The sequence below is a fragment of the Arenibacter palladensis genome, from assembly GCF_900129275.1.
Lineage (GTDB): Bacteria > Bacteroidota > Bacteroidia > Flavobacteriales > Flavobacteriaceae > Arenibacter > Arenibacter palladensis.
In genome coordinates this window covers 18,520-36,300 of record NZ_FQUX01000011.1, presented here as the reverse complement: position 1 = coordinate 36,300, position 17,781 = coordinate 18,520, and the positions used below count along the sequence as shown (strand labels likewise).

Genomic DNA, 17,781 nt, shown 5'->3' with positions numbered 1-17,781 from the left:
CTAGGTGAGTTGTTCGCTAGTTTTTCCAAATCTTCGTTCTCTGTTCTGGTAATTTTTAATGGCTTCCAATAAATGCTGTTCCGAAAAATCCGGCCAAAATACATCAATAAAATACAATTCCGCATATGCAATCTGCCATAGTAAGAAATTACTGATCCTGTGCTCTCCACTGGTACGGATCAACAAGTCTACATCTGGTAAATTTTGCGTGTAAAGATGGTTATTAATAATGGTTTCGTCAATATTTTCGGGAGAAATTATATTATTTTTAACTTTGACACATATCTGTTGTACGGCATTTTTTATCTCTTCCCGAGACCCATAACTAAGGGCAAGCGTTAGCGTCATTCCTGTATTGGCCTTGGTTTTCTCCATGACATCCAATAATTCCTTGTGGGCACTATTTGGCAAGGAGGCAATATTGCCAATGGTATTTAACTTAATATTATTATTGTTTAAGGTCTTCAATTCCTTTTTAAGGGAAGAAACCAGCAACCGCATTAAAGTATCGACTTCCAATTTGGGCCTGTTCCAATTCTCGGTAGAAAAAGTATATAGAGTAAGAAACTCCAGCCCAATTCTAGCACAGTCCTCCACAGTTCTCCTAACGGTTTTAACCCCTTGCTCATGACCAAAAACCCTTAATTTTCCCTTTTCTTTCGCCCATCGTCCATTACCATCCATAATTATGGCTAAGTGTCTTGGCAATGATTTGATCTTTAATTCTTCCAAACTATTATTTTTTACACTACTCAAAACAATCCTGGCAAGGTTTTCTTCCAAATGTATACGTTAACGTAACTCCGGAGAACACATACCAATCATCACTAAAAATATTTCCAAATCTAAATTCCTCATAATTGGAACCTTCCGGATTACTGGCATCCAAATTATCCGTAAAGGTATATCTGGCCCCTATTTCTGCTCCAACAATAAAAAACTGACTAATCCTTAATTTAGCACCAACCGTCATAGGAACCGAAAACGATCCATCTTTCTGTCCAATATCCTGTAATTGCGCCGCATCAAAATAGTGGTATCCATACCTAAAATAGGTAACCCCAGTATACAGATAAGGCGTAAAGGCCGGCCCTAAACGATGTAAATTATATTCTACAAAATTAAACTCCAAACCTGCGGAAGCCTCTAGAATATTATTGTCCATTATAAAATTCCGTTGTTGTCGGGACGGAATGTCCGATTTGGAATCATCCGCCGTAAATTCTCCATAAATAATACTGGCCCTCCATGCATAGCGTTTACTCTTGTTCCATTTAAACAAACCTCCGAAAGCCGGCCCCGAAGGCAAAATAAAATTAGACCTTCCAACATCCCCAATATTATTGGTGCCACCCGCAAATAGGCCAATCTCGTATGTTTGTCCCTTTATTTCATTACAAATGAAAAGAAGTAATGCAGCAAAAAATAACCTCATTATTTATAAAAGTTTGCAAATATAACAATTTCAGTAGTTTAGACTAGTAAATTATTACATTCATGTTCTCACTTGATAAACAGCTTTTGTTCCATTTTATTGTCGCTCCCAAAACAATCAGTTACGTTTGTCTTCGCCCCACAATAATTTATTTCGTAGTGTTTTTAGAAAACTTTCGGAGGTATATTCGATCATTTTTATGGTAAATGGAGCTTTTTTGATAAAAATCTCCTTGCCACTGGCCACGGTGGCTATTCTGGAGTCCAAGGACACCAAATGACTATCTTCCCTCCCGGAAACCTTGAGCCTAATAACGGTATCATCCGAAATTACCAAAGGTCTTGCATTTAGGTTATGGGGTGCAATAGGAGTAAGAATCAATGATTTTGCCGTAGGGGCAATTACAGGACCACCACAGCTAAGAGAATACCCGGTAGATCCTGTGGGCGTCGCCACAATTAAACCATCCGCCCAATAAGATGTAAGATATTCATCGTTCAAATGCGTTTCTACCGTAATCATGGATGTGGTATCCTTCCTGCTCACGGTAATCTCATTCAATGCAAAGTTTAATGTCTTAAATTCAGGGATATCGGATTGGGCACTTACCTCCACCAGACTGCGCTCTACAATGGTATATGCCCCAGAAACGAATTCTTTTACCACCTTACGCACATCTTCTTTTCTAAATGTGGATAAAAACCCAAGTCTACCGGTATTTACACCAACAATTGGTATTCCTAGGTCGCGAACATAGGTAGTAGCCCTTAAAATGGTACCATCACCACCAAAGCTCACAAACATATCAAATTCAGCATCAAGACCATTGGAATCCGTAAATATGGGGAATTCGCCTACATTACGCTTGGCCATGATTAAGTTGTAAAACCCTTTTTCAAAATAGATTTGGGCATTTTCTTGGTGAAGTTCGTCCAACAGCTCCACAATGCAATCCAATACGTTATTCTGGCAGGTAAGTCCGTAAATGGCAACTTTCATCTGTTTAAGGATATATTTTATTTATTAGACCTGCCCGACTTCTTAGTTCAGACGGGTGTAATTCGCCGCTGCCAATATACGTACGTCGAAAAATTAACGGGAGGTAATGTCCTTGTGCAAACTGGCTCATTTCTTAGGAGTTAAACATTTAGATATTTATCCAAATAATCAGACCTCTGTTTTAAATCCTCAATAAATTGATCGTCGTTATTTCCGTAGAGTATGGTGTAGTTATACCTTCTAAAAGACTGTATAATTTCATTTAAATGTGTAGTCCCTATTTTAATGGTAATCTGGATAACATCATTGCGAATATCCGTAATAAACCCGCCAATCAGTTTCACATTGTTACTTTCCACAATTTGGGCAATTTCGCTAAAAGAATAATCCTTTAGACCCTTGGCCAAGACCAGGATTCCCCCAGGCTCTGTAAAAAATGGCGTATCTATAAACTCATCAACAATGTCTATAAGATCATAATACCCTAAGACAAGGCCGTCATTATCCAAGACAGGCAAAAGGTTTGCCTCATTCTTCGAAAATATTTCCAGGACATCCAGCCAAGAGGTTTCCTTACGTACAAAAAAGGTTTCCAAAGTATATCGGTAGTCCTCTATCTTCTTATCCTTTTCATAATTATCAAGATCATTTTCATCCAAAACTCCAATAAAAACATTCCCCTCCACCACGGCAACATGGGAATAGGTAGATTCATTAAAGAATTTGATCACTTTTTTCAAGGGATCACCCACTTTAAAAATCGGTAATGTATCAATTATGTTGTTTTGAATATTCATAACTTCATATTATAACGCAAAATACTAATAAAAATTTCTAAGAACCCGAATCTTCCTAAGTATTATTTCTAAAAAGACCTAGCTTTTGCGGGCTGTTAAAAAACAATCCGGTTAAATTAGGAATACTCCAAACCAATTCCACCCGAAAGTCCTCAAAAACCAACGAAACCTAGTTAACTATAATTTTCCACTAGGGATACAACCTGGCCCTGCAAACGAATTCTTCATAATAAAATAAGCAAAAGGTATGCCTAATTTGTATTTTTGCCTTTTAAACATACCAAAATCCTATGACAAAGCTTAGCGTTAATGTAAATAAAATTGCAACATTAAGAAATTCGCGTGGAGGAAACGTACCCGACCTGTTAAAAGTAGCCAAAGATATTGAAGATTTTGGGGCACAAGGTATAACCATACATCCAAGGCCCGATGAAAGACATATAAAATACCAAGATGCAAGGGACTTAAAGAAATTGGTGCGCACCGAATTCAATATAGAAGGAAACCCTATTCAATCCTTTATGGATTTGGTATTGGAGGTAAAACCCACACAAGTCACGCTAGTCCCCGATGCCGTTGATGCCATTACGTCCAACGCCGGATGGGATACGGTAAAGCATAAGGATTTTCTAAAAGAGGTAATATCAACATTTAAAAGCAATGGCATAAGGACTTCTATTTTTGTGGACGCCAATATTGAAATGGTCCAAGGAGCCGCATTAACAGGAACCGACCGTATTGAACTATATACCGAAAGCTATGCCCACGAATATGCCAAGGGAAACAAAAAAGGGGTTTTGGCTTTTTCCGATGCTGCCAAAGCGGCCCATGAATTAGGTTTGGGCATTAATGCAGGACACGACCTAAGCTTGGACAACATAAAATATTTCAAAGAAAGCATACCTCACTTGCTGGAAGTTTCCATTGGTCACGCCCTAATATGCGAATCCCTGTATCTAGGCTTGGAAAATGTAATTAATATGTATCTAAACAAATTAAAATAATGCCTGTATTGCATTCCAATATTTTAGGGGAAGGACAACCTATTATTATCCTACATGGTTTTTTGGGCATGTCCGACAACTGGAAATCCATGGGCTCCAAATATGCCGATGAAGGCTTTCAAGTACATATGCTGGATTTGCGCAATCACGGAAAAAGTTTTCACTCCACCGAATTCAATTATGATTTGTTGGCCGAAGACCTCAAACAATATATGGATCATCACCATTTGGGAGACGCCATTATACTTGGTCATTCCATGGGAGGAAAAACGGCCATGTTGTTTGCCTGCCGCTATCCCCAATTAACAAAAAAGCTACTGGTGGCGGATATTGCCCCTAAATTTTACCCACCCCATCACCAGGATATAATTAACGGCCTCAATGCCTTGGATATTAAAAATATAAGCTCAAGAAACGATGCGGATGAACAATTGTCCAAATACATCAAAAATATAGGGATACGTCAATTTTTACTGAAGAATTTGTACTGGGAGGAAAAGGGGGTTTTGAGTTTTCGCTTCAATCTTAAGGTTTTGAGCGAAAAAATGGAAGAAATTGGTGAAAACATAGGATCTACCGATACCTATAAAGGACCAACACTTTTTTTAAGGGGAGACAGATCGGAGTATATAACCCCTGATGATTTGTCCATTATAAAAAGGCATTTTCCCTTGGCCACGGTTGAAACAATAGATAAGGCCGGACATTGGCTTCACGCGGAGAATCCCACCCAGTTTTTCCAAAAATCCATACTATTTATCAAGTAGTCAGTACCTTTTTTACTTTATAAAATGCTGAGGCCGATTCTAAGTCCATTCTTAAAACCCAAGAAAAATATCCCCTTAACAGATAAAAGGCATTAAACCTCAGGGCAAGCCCTGAACCCAATAATAGGAATCGACTCAAGGGTCGAGGTATTGAACCTAGATCCCGCCGAAAAAGGCGGGATTAGTTCAACTGGCAATTTTCAGTGCGTCTTACTGACTTCTCAAAATTGAGTTTCACTAATAAAATAAATGTTTACTTTTAAGGGTATTATACCATTAATAAAACATTCCATAAACCAAAAAAAAGTAAACCATGAACTTAATTTTAAGAATTCTCCTAAGTGCCATAGCAGTTGTTATTTTAGCAAAAATACTACCTGGGGTAGGTGTGGACTCCTATACCACGGCCATTATTGTGGCCATTGTTCTGAGTTTGTTGAATTTTATTGTAAAACCCATACTGGTCATCCTAACCTTACCCGTAACCATACTTACCTTAGGGCTGTTCCTGCTCATAATCAACGCTATAATTATCCTTTTGGCCGACTACTTTGTTGATGGTTTTCAAGTAAATAATATTTGGTGGGCGTTACTTTTTAGTCTTTTGCTTTCCTTTCTACAATCTATATTTTATTCATTTCTAAATGATGACAAAAAAATATAGGGTACCTTTTTGACATTCAGTAATTTAAAAACTTGTTGGAGATTAGAAAATGTACTACTTTTGCATCCCATTTTATTTTAGTAAAATTAGATATAGAAATGAACATCACTAAAGAGCAGATTGACGAATTAAATGCAGTAGTAAAAGTTGCGGTAACCAAGGACGATTACTTCGATAAGGTAGAAACAATCTTAAAGGACTACAGAAAACAGGCAAACATACCAGGTTTCAGAAAAGGTCAGGTGCCTATGGGATTGATCAAGAAACAATACGGAAAGGCCGTTTTGGTTGATGAGGTAAATAAACTGTTACAAGACAATCTTAACAAATATCTTACAGAAGAAAAGCTGGATGTTCTAGGAAATCCACTTCCAAAACAACAGGATAACTTTAATTGGGATTCTGAAGAGTTTGCATTTGAATTTGAATTGGGACTTGCGCCTAATTTCAGTGTAGACCTTAAGTCGAAAAAAGCCATAACGCACTACAAAATTATTGCCGACAAAAAAATGGTCGATGAGCAGGTGGAGCGTATTCAAAAGCAATACGGAAAACTGATCAGCAAGACGGAAATCGGGAAAAAGGATGACGTAAATGGTGTTTTCAAAAACGAGGCAGAGGAAATAGACAACAAGACGGTAATCGAGATCGAAAAAATAAAAAGCAAAAAAGCACTTGAGAGCCTTTTGGGCAAAAAAGTGGGCGATGTAGTTACCTTAAACACTAAGGGATTGTTCAAAGAAGATTATTTGTTGGGCAGTTCTTTGGGTATAGACGGTGAAAAATCCGAAAAATTGGATATCGAAGTTACTTTCACCATTGAAGAAATCAACGAAAAAGAGCCTGCCAAATTGGATCAGGAACTTTTCGATAAATTATTTGGAAAGGATGTAGTTACTTCTGAAAAAGAGCTTAAGGAACGCATCAAGGAAGACTCTGAAAAACAATTTGAGCAACAATCCGACCAGAAGTTACTCAATGATGTAACCGAATATTTTATAGACAATATCAAATTTGACCTTCCTACGGAATTTTTGACCAAGTGGATTCAAATGACCGGTGAAAAACAATTGACCGAGGAAGAAGCGAACGAAGAATTTGAAAAATCGGAAAAAGGCCTTCGCTATCAACTAATAGAAGGTAAGATAATCCAAGAAAACGGTATTCAAATACAGTTTGATGAGTTAAAAGAATTTGCTAAGGGCTTTATTAAGCAGCAAATGGCCCAGTTTGGACAAATGAACCCTAAAGATGAAGAGTTGGATAGTATTGCAGCAAGGGTACTTTCCAATCAAGACGAGGTAAAACGCCTTTCGGAACAATTAATGAGCCAAAAGCTTTTGACCCTTTATAAAGAAAAGGCAAATTTAAAAACGAAAGAAGTTACTTACGAAGACTTTGTTAAAGAAGTATACGGGTAATTTGCATTAGCGGAAACTTACATTTTAATTACGCCTCGATAGGGGCCAATAAAATATAGTTTCACTAAAAATAAGTATATTTACAGTGTCGAAGAGTTTATTTTCGACACTTTTTTTATCTTATAAAACTATTGATATAAAATATGGATTACGGGAAAGAATTCAAAAACTATGCTATTAAACATCAGGGAATAAATAGCATGTATTACGATACTATTTTAAGTAGTATGTACCCCACCAACCTTACTCCAAACATTATTGAAGAAAGACAGCTGAATGCAGTGGCAATGGATGTTTTTTCGCGATTAATGATGGACCGGATCATTTTCCTTGGAACAGGGATCAATGACCAAGTTGCCAACATTGTACAAGCTCAGTTATTATTTTTGGAGAGCACGGATGCCTCCAAGGACATACAGATATATATCAATTCCCCAGGTGGAAGTGTTTACGCCGGTTTGGGAATCTATGACACTATGCAGTTCATAAAACCCGATGTGGCTACCATATGTACAGGAATGGCTGCCTCCATGGGGGCCGTACTACTATGCGCAGGAGAAAAAGGCAAGCGCAGTGGCTTAACGCATTCCAGGGTAATGATCCATCAACCTCTTGGAGGGGCTCAAGGCCAAGCCAGTGATATTGAAATTACGGCAAGGGAGATCCTAAAACTAAAAGATGAATTGTACCAGATCATTGCAAATCATTCCGGACAACCCCTTGAAAAAGTAAGTGACGATAGTGACAGGGATTACTGGATGAAAGCAAACGAAGCCAAGGATTATGGCATGATAGATGAAATCTTGGTAAGGGATAAAGACTAGAGACGACTAAAAGACACGAATAATCCGGGCTACATTCTGTACGGATGCACCAAAGTGTGGATTATTTCGTTACTATTATTGAAAGTGATAAAATGATATGGCAAAAGAAAATTTAGAATGCTCTTTTTGTGGTAGAAAGAAACCAGAAACCAATCTATTGATTGCTGGTCTTGATGCGCATATATGCGATCGTTGTATAGAGCAGGCACACGGTATTGTGGCAGAGGAATCCAAGCAGACCAAAAACCATGATCTTTCCTCCGAATTAACCTTAAAAAAACCTTTGGAAATAAAGGAATTTTTGGACACGTTCATAATTGGACAGGATCGCACCAAAAAAGTAATGTCCGTTGCCGTCTACAACCATTACAAAAGACTTCTACAACCAAAAAGTAAGGAAGACGATATAGAAATCCAGAAGAGCAATATTGTCATGGTAGGCCAAACAGGGACTGGTAAGACCCTAATGGCCAAAACCATTGCGAAGATGCTCAATGTTCCTTTGGCCATAGTTGACGCTACCGTACTTACGGAAGCCGGTTATGTTGGAGAAGATGTGGAAAGTATACTTACCCGCTTGCTACAGGCGGCCGATTACAATTTGGAAAAGGCAGAACGTGGTATCGTCTTCATTGATGAAATTGATAAAATTGCACGAAAAAGCGACAATCCTTCAATTACTCGCGATGTATCCGGGGAAGGTGTTCAACAAGGACTTCTTAAACTATTGGAGGGGACCGTGGTAAACGTTCCGCCCAAAGGTGGCAGAAAGCACCCGGATCAAAAATTTATTGAAGTAAATACAGAAAATATTTTGTTTATCGCCGGAGGTGCCTTTGACGGCATCGAAAGACACATCACCAAAAGGCTGAACATGCAGGCCGTAGGCTATAGTGCTTCCAAAGCTGAAGAAAAGGTGGACAACGAAAATATTTTACAATACATTGTACCTAAGGATCTAAAGGACTTTGGATTAATCCCTGAGATTATTGGTAGACTACCGGTACTCACCCATATGAATCCATTGGACAAGGAAACCCTTAGGGCCATTTTAACAGAACCCAAGAACGCCATAATTAAACAATATGAGAAATTGTTTAAGATGGATGGGATTACCTTTAAGATAACGGAGCAGGCGTTGGACTATATTGTGGACAAGGCTATAGAGTATAAATTGGGGGCAAGGGGATTACGTTCTCTTTGCGAAGCCATTTTCACCGATGCCATGTTCGAATTCCCAAGTACCAATGAAACGGAATTTAAGGTAACCAAACCTTATGCCGAAGAGAAATTATCTTTTGAAACTATTAAAAAGTTAAAAGCAGTCTCTTAGGACTGCTTTTAACTTTTTAAAAACCTATACTATCTTCCATAATTCATATGGAAATGAAGTTATTAAGCCACATGCTGTTTTTGCATAACCTTGGCCAATAAATCCAAGCACACCTTACTGATTATTTTCTCATCGGTATAGAGTTCATGTCCAAAACCTTTCACAACTTCAACATCCACGCCAATTTGGTCGGACCATGTTTCGGAAGGCCTAAATTCATCATTTTGCCCGTATAGAAGTTGAACGTTCGCTTTTGGTCTTTCACTTTCCAAACGCAATCTGTTACTGGAAACCGAATATAACGATTTTAGGGGCAAGCCTTTAAGTGCAGCCTTCCAAGCAATATTACCTCCTATACCAAAAGCCAAATAATGACTTGGCTCAGTTTCCTTTTTAAGCAGATGGGCAACTGCAGTTTCCACTCCCCCATCAATAAATTCCTTATGGATATTTTCTGGAGAATTTACCTCCAAACTAATATTGGCCAAATGCTGACAATCGTAAAATGTAATATCGTAATATTGCTGCAAATAACCTAAATAGGAGGTAATCCATAGCCCTTTTTTAGAACCCCACATATCGGATAATATCACTAGTCTGTTCGCCATAATAAAAAGTATAAATAGTTAAAGGGAAACTTTTAATACCTCTAAGTTGAACATATTGAGAGTTTTAATCACATTTATTTGTTCATCTGAAGCAATTCTTCGATATAATCCCTTTTATTGGACAATCTTGGAATTTTATGCTGCCCTCCCAACTTATCTTTTGATTTTAGCCAGTCATAGAACAAGTTTTCCCTGGCAATATGGACTTTAGGAAGTTTTAAAGTAATGTTATTATAACGCTTGGCCTCATAATCTGAGTTCAAGGATTTAAGTGCATTGTCAAGAATTTCGGTAAAATAGGCCAGTTCTTCTGGAGCCTTTCTAAACTCTATAATCCACTCATGGGCACCCTTTTCCTTACCCTCCATAAATATGGGCGCTACGGTATAGTCCTTTATTTCGGACCCAGTTTTTTTACAAATCGACTTCAAGGCTTCTTCCGCATTTTCTATGATCAGCTCTTCCCCAAATACATTGATATGATGTTTTGTTCTCCCCGTTATTTTGATCCTATAGGGGTTGGTAGAAGTAAACCTTACGGTATCCCCTATTTTATACCTCCAAAGACCCGCGTTGGTCGTAATTATTACCGCGTAGTTTCTATTTACCTTAACGTTCCATAAAGGCAGGGTAACCTGTTCACTGGTACCATAGGTTTCCATGGGAATAAACTCATAAAATATTCCATAATCCAGCATCAACAAGAGATCGTCCGCATTATTTCTATCCTGAATAGCAAAAAACCCTTCGGACGCGTTGTAGATTTCATAGTAATTAAAATTTTTCCGAGGCAAGAGTCGGGAATATTGATCTTTATAAGGATTAAAGCTTACACCTCCATGAAAATATACTTCCAAATTTTCCCAAACTTTAAAAAGGTGCTCCTTTCCTGTTTGCTCCAGAACATTGATCAATAGCACCAACATCCAAGAAGGCACTCCGGCCAAGCTGGTGACATTTTCCTGAACACTTTCCCGAATAATGGCCTGTAACTTAGTCTCCCATTCGCTCATAAGGGATACCTTATTACTTGGTGTACTACTCAGTTCTGCCCAAAATGGCATATTATCTATAAGAATGGCCGATAGATCGCCAAAAACGGTTCCATTATCTTGATAAAGTTCCTTACTGCCTCCCAATCTTAAACTTTTTCCCGTAAACAATTGGGAATTCTCGTTGTTGTTCAAATATAGACAGAGCAGATCCTTACTGGATTTATAATGGCAATCCTCCAAAGCCTCGGAACTTACAGGAATAAACTTGCTTTTGGCGTTTGTAGTACCACTACTCTTCGCAAACCACTTAATGGTCGTTGGCCAAAAGATATTTTGCTCGCCCCTTCTGGATCGCTCTATCATAGGTTCCACCTCCTCATAGGAGACAATTGGAATCCTCTCTGCAAAGGTTTCATAACTGGCGATAGATTCAAAATCGTACTTCCGTCCAATTTCGGTATCCTCGGCAAAGGACAATAACTGGTGCAACACCTCATCCTGCACCTCCTCAGGGTACTTTAAAAAAAGTTCTATCTGATGATATCTTTTTTTCAACAGCCAAGAAGCAATCGAATTGAATAATGTTATTGGCATTTTTATCCCTATTTTTAACGGGTTTTTGAGTTTGGTTCAATTAGCTAAAAATAGGTTTAATTGAATTCATATTCAAATTGATTTTACGTTAAGCAGAAAAAATATGCAGTATCAAGGAGTTTTAAGAAAAATGCAAACCGAATTAGCAGACCCAATACAGTATTACCTAATATTTGACGGTGACTTTTTAAACCTGAACCAGGTATTGAACAAGGAACTCACAATTTCCTTTATAAAATACCAATGTCTAAACTGCGGCGAAGATCGGCCCATTTTCAGACAAGGTTTCTGCAGGACCTGTTTTTATGAAATTCCCACGGCCGGGGATTGGATCATGCGCCCCGAATTAAGTACGGCACACCTGGACCAGGAAGACCGCGATCTGGAATATGAAAAAAAGGTTCAGTTACAGCCCCACATCGTTTATCTTGCCAATTCCAGCAACATCAAAGTAGGCGTTACCCGCAAATCCCAGGTACCTACCAGATGGATAGATCAAGGTGCCCATGAGGCCATAGAGATTGTTGAAGTACCCAATCGTTATTTGGCCGGTGTTACCGAGGTTGCTTTAAAAGAGCATATTGGCGACAAGACCAATTGGAGAAAAATGTTGACCAATGACGTTGATGATGAGGATTTGGTAGCATACAGAAATAAATTAAAAAAATATATCCCGGAAGAAGCCGCAGCATACTATATAGAAAGTAATACGGAAACCCATCTAGAGTTTCCCGTGCTACAATATCCCAAAAAAGTAAAAAGCCTTAACCTGGACAAAACACCAACATATACCGGGGTCTTAAAAGGTATTAAAGGGCAATATCTCATCTTTGAAGACAGTACGGTCTTTAATGTTAGGGGAAGTGAAGGATACGTAGTTAGTTTGGATGTAAAGTAGATTATACACGGCAAAAACATTGATATTCATTTAAAATATCATTAAATTGTCCTTGAAGTTGGATCATTCCAAATTTACCAAATAGGATAAGAAAGCTTACTTGTTAAATACACTAATTCCTTAAGGTTTACAGCCTGAAACTTCAATCTTAATAATTTTTTCCAATAGATACCATGGCGCCCAACATAAGTAATGAACATATATCGGCCTTATCCAAAGATCAGACCCCATTTGCTATTTTTTGGTTTAGACGCGATCTTAGAATAGAAGATAACACGGCACTGGCGGAAGCATTGGGTAAGGACATCCCCGTTTTGCCCATATTTATTTATGATCGCCTTATTTTAAACGAATTGCCCGAAGATGACGCCAGAGTAAATTTTATACATCAAACAATTTTCAAAATAAAAGAAACCTTAAAACACCATGGCTCGGACATTTTGTGCTTGGACGGCGAACCGGTAACAATTTGGAAGGATTTGATTTCCAAATTCAATGTAGTTGCCGTTTATACCAACCGAGACTACGAACCTTATGCCATTGGCAGGGATAAGGAAATTTCCGAAATGCTGGCAAAAAAGGATATCCCCTTTTTTAGTTTTAAGGATCAAGTAATATTCGAGGAAAACGAAATTGTAAAAGGCGATGAAGAACCCTATACGGTTTTTACGCCCTATAAGAATAAATGGCTCGCGAAATTTGAGGAGGAAAATAACATATCACTTAGGACCCCCAAACTAGATAACCTTATTAAAGGAGATTACCCATACTTATCTTTGGAAAATATCGGTTTTAAAAAATCAGATATTGAGGTGCAGGACTTTGACCTGACCCAACTACATCTTTATTCGGACCAAAGGGATTTCCCGTACGAAGACATCACCAGTCACCTCAGTCCCCATTTAAGATTTGGAACCATAAGCGTAAGACAGGTTATTTCCAGCATTGATAAAAAGTATGCCGTTTTTTTAAGTGAACTCATTTGGAGGGAATTCTTTATGCAAATTCTATTTCATTTTCCCCACGTTGTAACCCAAAATTTCAGATCCAAATACGACGGTATTCAGTGGAGGAACAACAAGGAAGAGTTTAGACTATGGTGTGAAGGAAAAACGGGATATCCCATGGTGGATGCCGGCATGAGACAGCTCAATGAAACAGGCTTTATGCATAATCGTGTAAGAATGATCACCGCAGGGTTTCTATGTAAGCACCTATTGATCGACTGGCGTTGGGGAGAGGGTTATTTTGCAAAAAAATTATTGGACTTTGAATTATCCTCCAACAATGGCAACTGGCAATGGGCGGCGGGAACAGGATGTGATGCCGCTCCCTATTTTAGAATTTTCAACCCACAATCACAACAAAAAAAATTCGACAAAGATTATAAGTATGTAAGAAAGTGGATTCCTGAATTCGACTCCTTTGAATACCCTGACCCAATAGTGGAGCACAAATTTGCCAGGGAAAGAGCATTGAAAGTGTATAAAATTGGAATTGATTCCTAAAAACAAAAGCAGTTTCCCAAATCTTTAAGTCCCCTTAAATGAATTATTTTAGCGTTAACCATGGTTATGGAGTTTATTTGGTTAAAAAGAGTTTAAAGTGATCCTTTCTAAAAAGAGAGAATCTAAATTTAATTTTGTCTGAAGTATTTTTTGGGCACCAGCAGCATCCCGAAACATTCCCCATCTTCCTTGCCCATATTTTTATGATGAATTTTGTGTGCCTTCCTTAACGCCAGCAAATACCTGTTCTTGATGTTTTTAAACCATTTAAATCTTTGGTGGATTAATACATCATGAACCAAAAAATAAGCAATACCATAAAACAGTATACCCAAACCAATAAAGAACAAATAGTTAAGCTCCGGGCTAATTCCGAAATACAGCAGTAAAATACTGGGAATGGCAAAAATCACGAAAAAGGCATCGTTTTTTTCAAAAACATGGGGGTACTTAGGTTCATGGTGGTCGGCATGTAAAACCCACAAAAAACCGTGCATCACAAATTTATGGGTACACCAGGTTACCACTTCCATCACTATAAAAGTCAACACAGTTGTAAGAATGTACAGTACTACTTCCATTTACCTTTTTTTTTAATATCACTCATTTAAAGGATTTTATTCCAATCTAAGATCAAAGGAAAGACCTTATACTTAATGACTAAACCACTTATCCCTAGAAACACAATACCTAAAGGACGTGATTTCGATTGATTTTTAATTGTTAGTAGGTTGTTTGAGGCAATGTTGTCCGGTCGGGACTGCCCGTTCCGTTAAGGCGGGCGCAGTGTGACCTCTATTTAAAAATATAAATGCCTAAAACCTCTCGACTACACCTGTCTGCCTACCGGCAGGCCTACCTGTCGGTAGGCAGGCTCGAGGATACAAAAAAAATAAATTTTAAATAACTGATAATCATTTTCTTATATTTTAATTGAAATTGAACTCAAGTTAAATAGCGTTTAACTTATACCTCACATAGCCCTTGGCCAATATCACCATTTTCATAGGATTGGATATATGAATTCTGCCGCTCAGTATTTTTTCGGATTTGGTATTTTTTAGTTTTTTCAGAAGGTTGGAATAATACTTATAGGCAATATAAACCCCTAGCCTACTTTCTATGGGCAATTGAACCAATCCTATATATGCCTTTTTAAAGTCCTCCTCTATTTCCGCGATAATTTCCCGTTTTACCTCATCGGTCAGTTCCTTTTGATGTACATTGGGAAAATAGGACCTGCCCAAACTTTCAAGATCCTGTTTTATATCCCTCAAAAAATTTACTTTCTGAAAGGCGGAGCCCAGATATTTTGCGGAAAATTGAAGGGAATTGAATTTTTCATTATCATTGTCCACAAACACCCTTAAACACATTAGACCTACCACATCGGCCGATCCGTAGATATAATTCTCATAAGCCTCCTTGGTCGAATATTCAGATACTTCAAGATCATACTGCATACGTTCCAAAAAAACATCGGCGTATTCATAAAGTTCATATTTATGTACTACCTCCTGAAAAGAATTTATAATAGGATTTAAACTGATTTTTCTTTTTAAGGATAGTTTATATTCTTGGATAAATTCGGTTAGCAATTCTTCTTGATCATAATCGTGAAAAGAATCAACAATCTCATCGGCATACCTAACAAAACCATAAATGGCATAGATTGCCGGCCTTATTTTAGGAGCGAACAATCTTATACCCAAGGAAAAGGAAGTACTATAGGTATGGGTTATCAACTTACTACATTTTAAACTGGAGGAATCGAAGAGCGCTTTCAAAATTCAAGTAATTTAATTATTTAATAATAACAATAACATAGAGGATAAAGTGAAACTGACGACCAATTAATGGCCGTCAGTCTCGGTAACCAAAATAAAGCACTAACCCTAATCTTAGTGCAATAGGGCATCTATTGCTTCTTGAGGTAACATTACTTTATCAATTACATGTACTACTCCATTGCTGGCAGCAATATCTGCAGGTGCTACAGCTGCGTCAACATCGGTTTTATCCTGGATGAAAACCCCACCTGTTAAACTAACCGTTACGGATTCTCCCTGAGCGGTCTCGATCATTTGTCCGTCGGACAGATCGGTGGAATAGGCCGCTGCTCCGGCTACCACGTGATACTTTAGTATCTGGGCCAACAATGCTTTTTCCTCGGGGGTATCAAAATCGGCCAAGCTGTTGTAATCATCACCCAATGCGTCCAATAGGGCTGCAAAGGCAGTATCTGTAGGTGCGAACACTGTAAACGGCCCTTCGGTCTGCAACAGGTCTACCAATCCGGCATCGGCCTGTACTAAAGCGCCTACCAAAAGAGATAGAAATTCGGTATCCATTGCCAATTCTACAATATTAGGCGTTGGGGGCATAAGGGCATCCAAGGCTTCTTGAGGAAGCAACACTTTGTCAATAACATGTACAACCCCATTACTGGCAGTAATATCTGCAGGTGCTACAGCTGCGTCCACATCGGTTTTATCTTGAATGAATACCCCACCTGTTAAACTAACCGTTACGGATTCCCCCTGGGCGGTCTCGATCATTTGTCCGTCGGACAGATCGGTAGAATAGGCCGCTGCTCCAGCTACCACGTGATACTTTAGGATCTGGGCCAACAAGGCTTTTTCCTCGGGGGTATCAAAATCGGCCAAGCTGTTGTAATCATCACCCAATGCTTCCAACAGGGCTGCAAAGGCAGTATCAGTAGGTGCATACACTGTAAATGGTCCATCGGTCTGCAACAGGTCTACCAATCCGGCATCGGCCTGTACCAAAGCGCCTACCAAAAGAGATAGAAATTCGGTATCCATTGCCAATTCTACAATATTAGGCGTTGGGGGCATAAGGGCATCCAAGGCTTCCTGTGGCAACAACACTTTGTCAATAACATGTACCACTCCATTGCTGGCGGCAATATCCGCCGGTGCTACAGCTGCGTCAACATCTGTTTTATCCTGAATGAAAACCCCACCTGTTAAACTAACCGTTACGGATTCTCCCTGAGCGGTTTCGATCATTTGTCCGTCGGACAGATCGGTGGAATAGGCCGCTGCTCCAGCTACCACGTGATATTTTAGGATCTGGGCTAACAATGCCTTCTCTTCGGGAGTGTCAAAATCTGCCAAACTGTTGTAGTCATCACCCAATGCTTCCAACAAGGTTGCAAAGGCAGTATCCGTAGGTGCGAAGACTGTGAACGGACCGTCTGTCTGTAACAGGTCTACCAATCCGGCATCGGCCTGTACCAAAGCGCCTACCAAAAGAGATAGAAATTCGGTATCCATTGCCAATTCTACAATGTTAGGCATAGGCTCTGGATTTAAGGCATCCAAAACTTCCTGTGGAATCAATACCTTATCTATAACATGCACAATACCGTTGGAAGCCGTAATATCCGCCGGTCCAACTTTTGCATCCGTATCGGTCGGGTCCTGAATATAAACATCTCCATCTATCCTAACCGTAATTTTTTCACCTTGCAATGTGGTAAACTCTTGACCATTGGTAAGTGAACTGGAAGTTGCCGCAGCTCCTACTACCACATGGTACTTCAAAATAGCGGCGAGAATCTCCCTTTTTTCAGGAGTATCAAAATCGCTTAAACTATCAAAATCATCTAGGCTGGCCAAAAGAGCAGTAAAGGCTCCATTGGTCGGTGCAAATACAGTAAAAGGTCCATTGCCGCTCAATGCCCCTATCAAATCTGAATCTGTGTTTTCATCTGCCTTTGCCAAAGCAGCAACCAAGCTACTTAAAATGTCTGTGTCTTGAGCCGTTTCCACGATAGTGGACAATGTGGGCTCTTCAACTATGTCATTGTCATCATCATTACTACAGGATAATACAAAAAACATGGAACTGAATAATGCTAAAAAATAAATGCCAAATTTTTTCATGTCTAATTTTTTTAGGTTAATAC

Annotated in this window: 17 protein-coding genes; 8 read left to right on the top strand and 9 right to left on the bottom strand. The window is 38.8% G+C overall.

Going from position 1 to position 17,781, the window contains the following annotated elements:
- The 4 genes from BUA60_RS20610 to BUA60_RS20595 all read right to left on the bottom strand — a co-directional run bounded on the left by BUA60_RS20610 (nucleotide 1) and on the right by BUA60_RS20595 (nucleotide 3,231).
- Nucleotides 1–684 (bottom strand): isoprenyl transferase, encoded by a 684-nt coding sequence (locus BUA60_RS20610; RefSeq protein ID WP_245802601.1) that lies wholly within the window; start codon nucleotides 682–684, stop codon nucleotides 1–3.
- A 64-nt stretch (nucleotides 685–748) separates the two neighbouring features.
- The gene (gene porG / locus BUA60_RS20605; RefSeq protein ID WP_072865126.1) at nucleotides 749–1,435 is read right to left on the bottom strand and encodes a type IX secretion system protein PorG; all 687 of its coding nucleotides are present in this window, start codon (nucleotides 1,433–1,435) and stop codon (nucleotides 749–751) included.
- Between the two features lie 117 nt (nucleotides 1,436–1,552).
- Nucleotides 1,553–2,434, bottom strand: coding sequence for an NAD kinase (locus BUA60_RS20600; RefSeq protein ID WP_072865124.1), 882 nt, complete (start codon nucleotides 2,432–2,434; stop codon nucleotides 1,553–1,555).
- Between the two features lie 140 nt (nucleotides 2,435–2,574).
- Nucleotides 2,575–3,231: a CBS domain-containing protein gene (locus BUA60_RS20595; protein WP_072865122.1), complete on the bottom strand. Its 657-nt coding sequence runs from the start codon at nucleotides 3,229–3,231 to the stop codon at nucleotides 2,575–2,577.
- Nucleotides 3,232–3,521: 290 nt separating this feature from the next.
- Here BUA60_RS20595 and BUA60_RS20590 point away from each other — a divergent pair, with 290 nt between their 5' ends.
- The 6 genes from BUA60_RS20590 to clpX all read left to right on the top strand — a co-directional run bounded on the left by BUA60_RS20590 (nucleotide 3,522) and on the right by clpX (nucleotide 9,244).
- Nucleotides 3,522–4,235, top strand: a complete 714-nt coding sequence (locus BUA60_RS20590; RefSeq protein WP_072865120.1) for a pyridoxine 5'-phosphate synthase — start codon at nucleotides 3,522–3,524, stop codon at nucleotides 4,233–4,235.
- Nucleotides 4,235–5,002 carry an alpha/beta fold hydrolase gene (locus BUA60_RS20585; protein ID WP_072865118.1) on the top strand — a complete coding sequence of 256 codons (768 nt, stop codon included), beginning with the start codon at nucleotides 4,235–4,237 and terminating at the stop codon, nucleotides 5,000–5,002. The genes BUA60_RS20590 and BUA60_RS20585 overlap by 1 nt, the downstream gene beginning before the upstream one ends.
- Before the next feature lie 313 nt (nucleotides 5,003–5,315).
- A complete protein-coding gene (locus BUA60_RS20580) occupies nucleotides 5,316–5,666 on the top strand; it encodes a phage holin family protein (protein ID WP_072865116.1) in 351 nt (116 codons plus the stop codon).
- A 98-nt stretch (nucleotides 5,667–5,764) separates the two neighbouring features.
- Complete coding sequence (gene tig, locus BUA60_RS20575) at nucleotides 5,765–7,087, top strand: trigger factor (RefSeq protein ID WP_072865300.1); 1,323 nt, start codon at nucleotides 5,765–5,767, stop codon at nucleotides 7,085–7,087.
- 143 nt (nucleotides 7,088–7,230) lie between these two features.
- A complete protein-coding gene (clpP, locus tag BUA60_RS20570; RefSeq protein ID WP_072865114.1) occupies nucleotides 7,231–7,911 on the top strand; it encodes an ATP-dependent Clp endopeptidase proteolytic subunit ClpP in 681 nt (226 codons plus the stop codon).
- A 97-nt stretch (nucleotides 7,912–8,008) separates the two neighbouring features.
- Entirely contained in the window at nucleotides 8,009–9,244 is a 1,236-nt protein-coding gene (clpX, locus tag BUA60_RS20565) for an ATP-dependent Clp protease ATP-binding subunit ClpX (RefSeq protein ID WP_072865112.1), read from the top strand.
- Nucleotides 9,245–9,306: 62 nt separating this feature from the next.
- On the opposite strand, the gene BUA60_RS20560 is transcribed toward clpX, so the two are convergent.
- Together BUA60_RS20560 and BUA60_RS20555 are read right to left on the bottom strand one after the other, a co-directional pair.
- Entirely contained in the window at nucleotides 9,307–9,852 is a 546-nt protein-coding gene (locus BUA60_RS20560; protein WP_072865110.1) for a dienelactone hydrolase family protein, read from the bottom strand.
- 74 nt (nucleotides 9,853–9,926) lie between these two features.
- Nucleotides 9,927–11,441: a GH3 auxin-responsive promoter family protein gene (locus BUA60_RS20555; RefSeq protein WP_072865108.1), complete on the bottom strand. Its 1,515-nt coding sequence runs from the start codon at nucleotides 11,439–11,441 to the stop codon at nucleotides 9,927–9,929.
- A gap of 103 nt (nucleotides 11,442–11,544) precedes the next feature.
- Here BUA60_RS20555 and BUA60_RS20550 point away from each other — a divergent pair, with 103 nt between their 5' ends.
- Together BUA60_RS20550 and BUA60_RS20545 are read left to right on the top strand one after the other, a co-directional pair.
- Nucleotides 11,545–12,339: a DUF2797 domain-containing protein gene (locus tag BUA60_RS20550; RefSeq protein WP_072865105.1), complete on the top strand. Its 795-nt coding sequence runs from the start codon at nucleotides 11,545–11,547 to the stop codon at nucleotides 12,337–12,339.
- A 173-nt stretch (nucleotides 12,340–12,512) separates the two neighbouring features.
- Nucleotides 12,513–13,847, top strand: a complete 1,335-nt coding sequence (locus tag BUA60_RS20545; RefSeq protein WP_072865103.1) for a cryptochrome/photolyase family protein — start codon at nucleotides 12,513–12,515, stop codon at nucleotides 13,845–13,847.
- Nucleotides 13,848–13,975: 128 nt separating this feature from the next.
- Here BUA60_RS20545 and BUA60_RS20540 read toward each other — a convergent pair whose 3' ends face one another.
- The 3 genes from BUA60_RS20540 to BUA60_RS20530 form a co-directional block, all read right to left on the bottom strand.
- A complete protein-coding gene (locus BUA60_RS20540) occupies nucleotides 13,976–14,428 on the bottom strand; it encodes a sterol desaturase family protein (RefSeq protein WP_072865101.1) in 453 nt (150 codons plus the stop codon).
- Between the two features lie 369 nt (nucleotides 14,429–14,797).
- Complete coding sequence (locus BUA60_RS20535; protein WP_072865099.1) at nucleotides 14,798–15,634, bottom strand: phytoene/squalene synthase family protein; 837 nt, start codon at nucleotides 15,632–15,634, stop codon at nucleotides 14,798–14,800.
- Between the two features lie 114 nt (nucleotides 15,635–15,748).
- Nucleotides 15,749–17,758, bottom strand: a complete 2,010-nt coding sequence (locus BUA60_RS20530; RefSeq protein ID WP_084532714.1) for a fasciclin domain-containing protein — start codon at nucleotides 17,756–17,758, stop codon at nucleotides 15,749–15,751.
- Nucleotides 17,759–17,781: the final 23 nt, after the last annotated feature.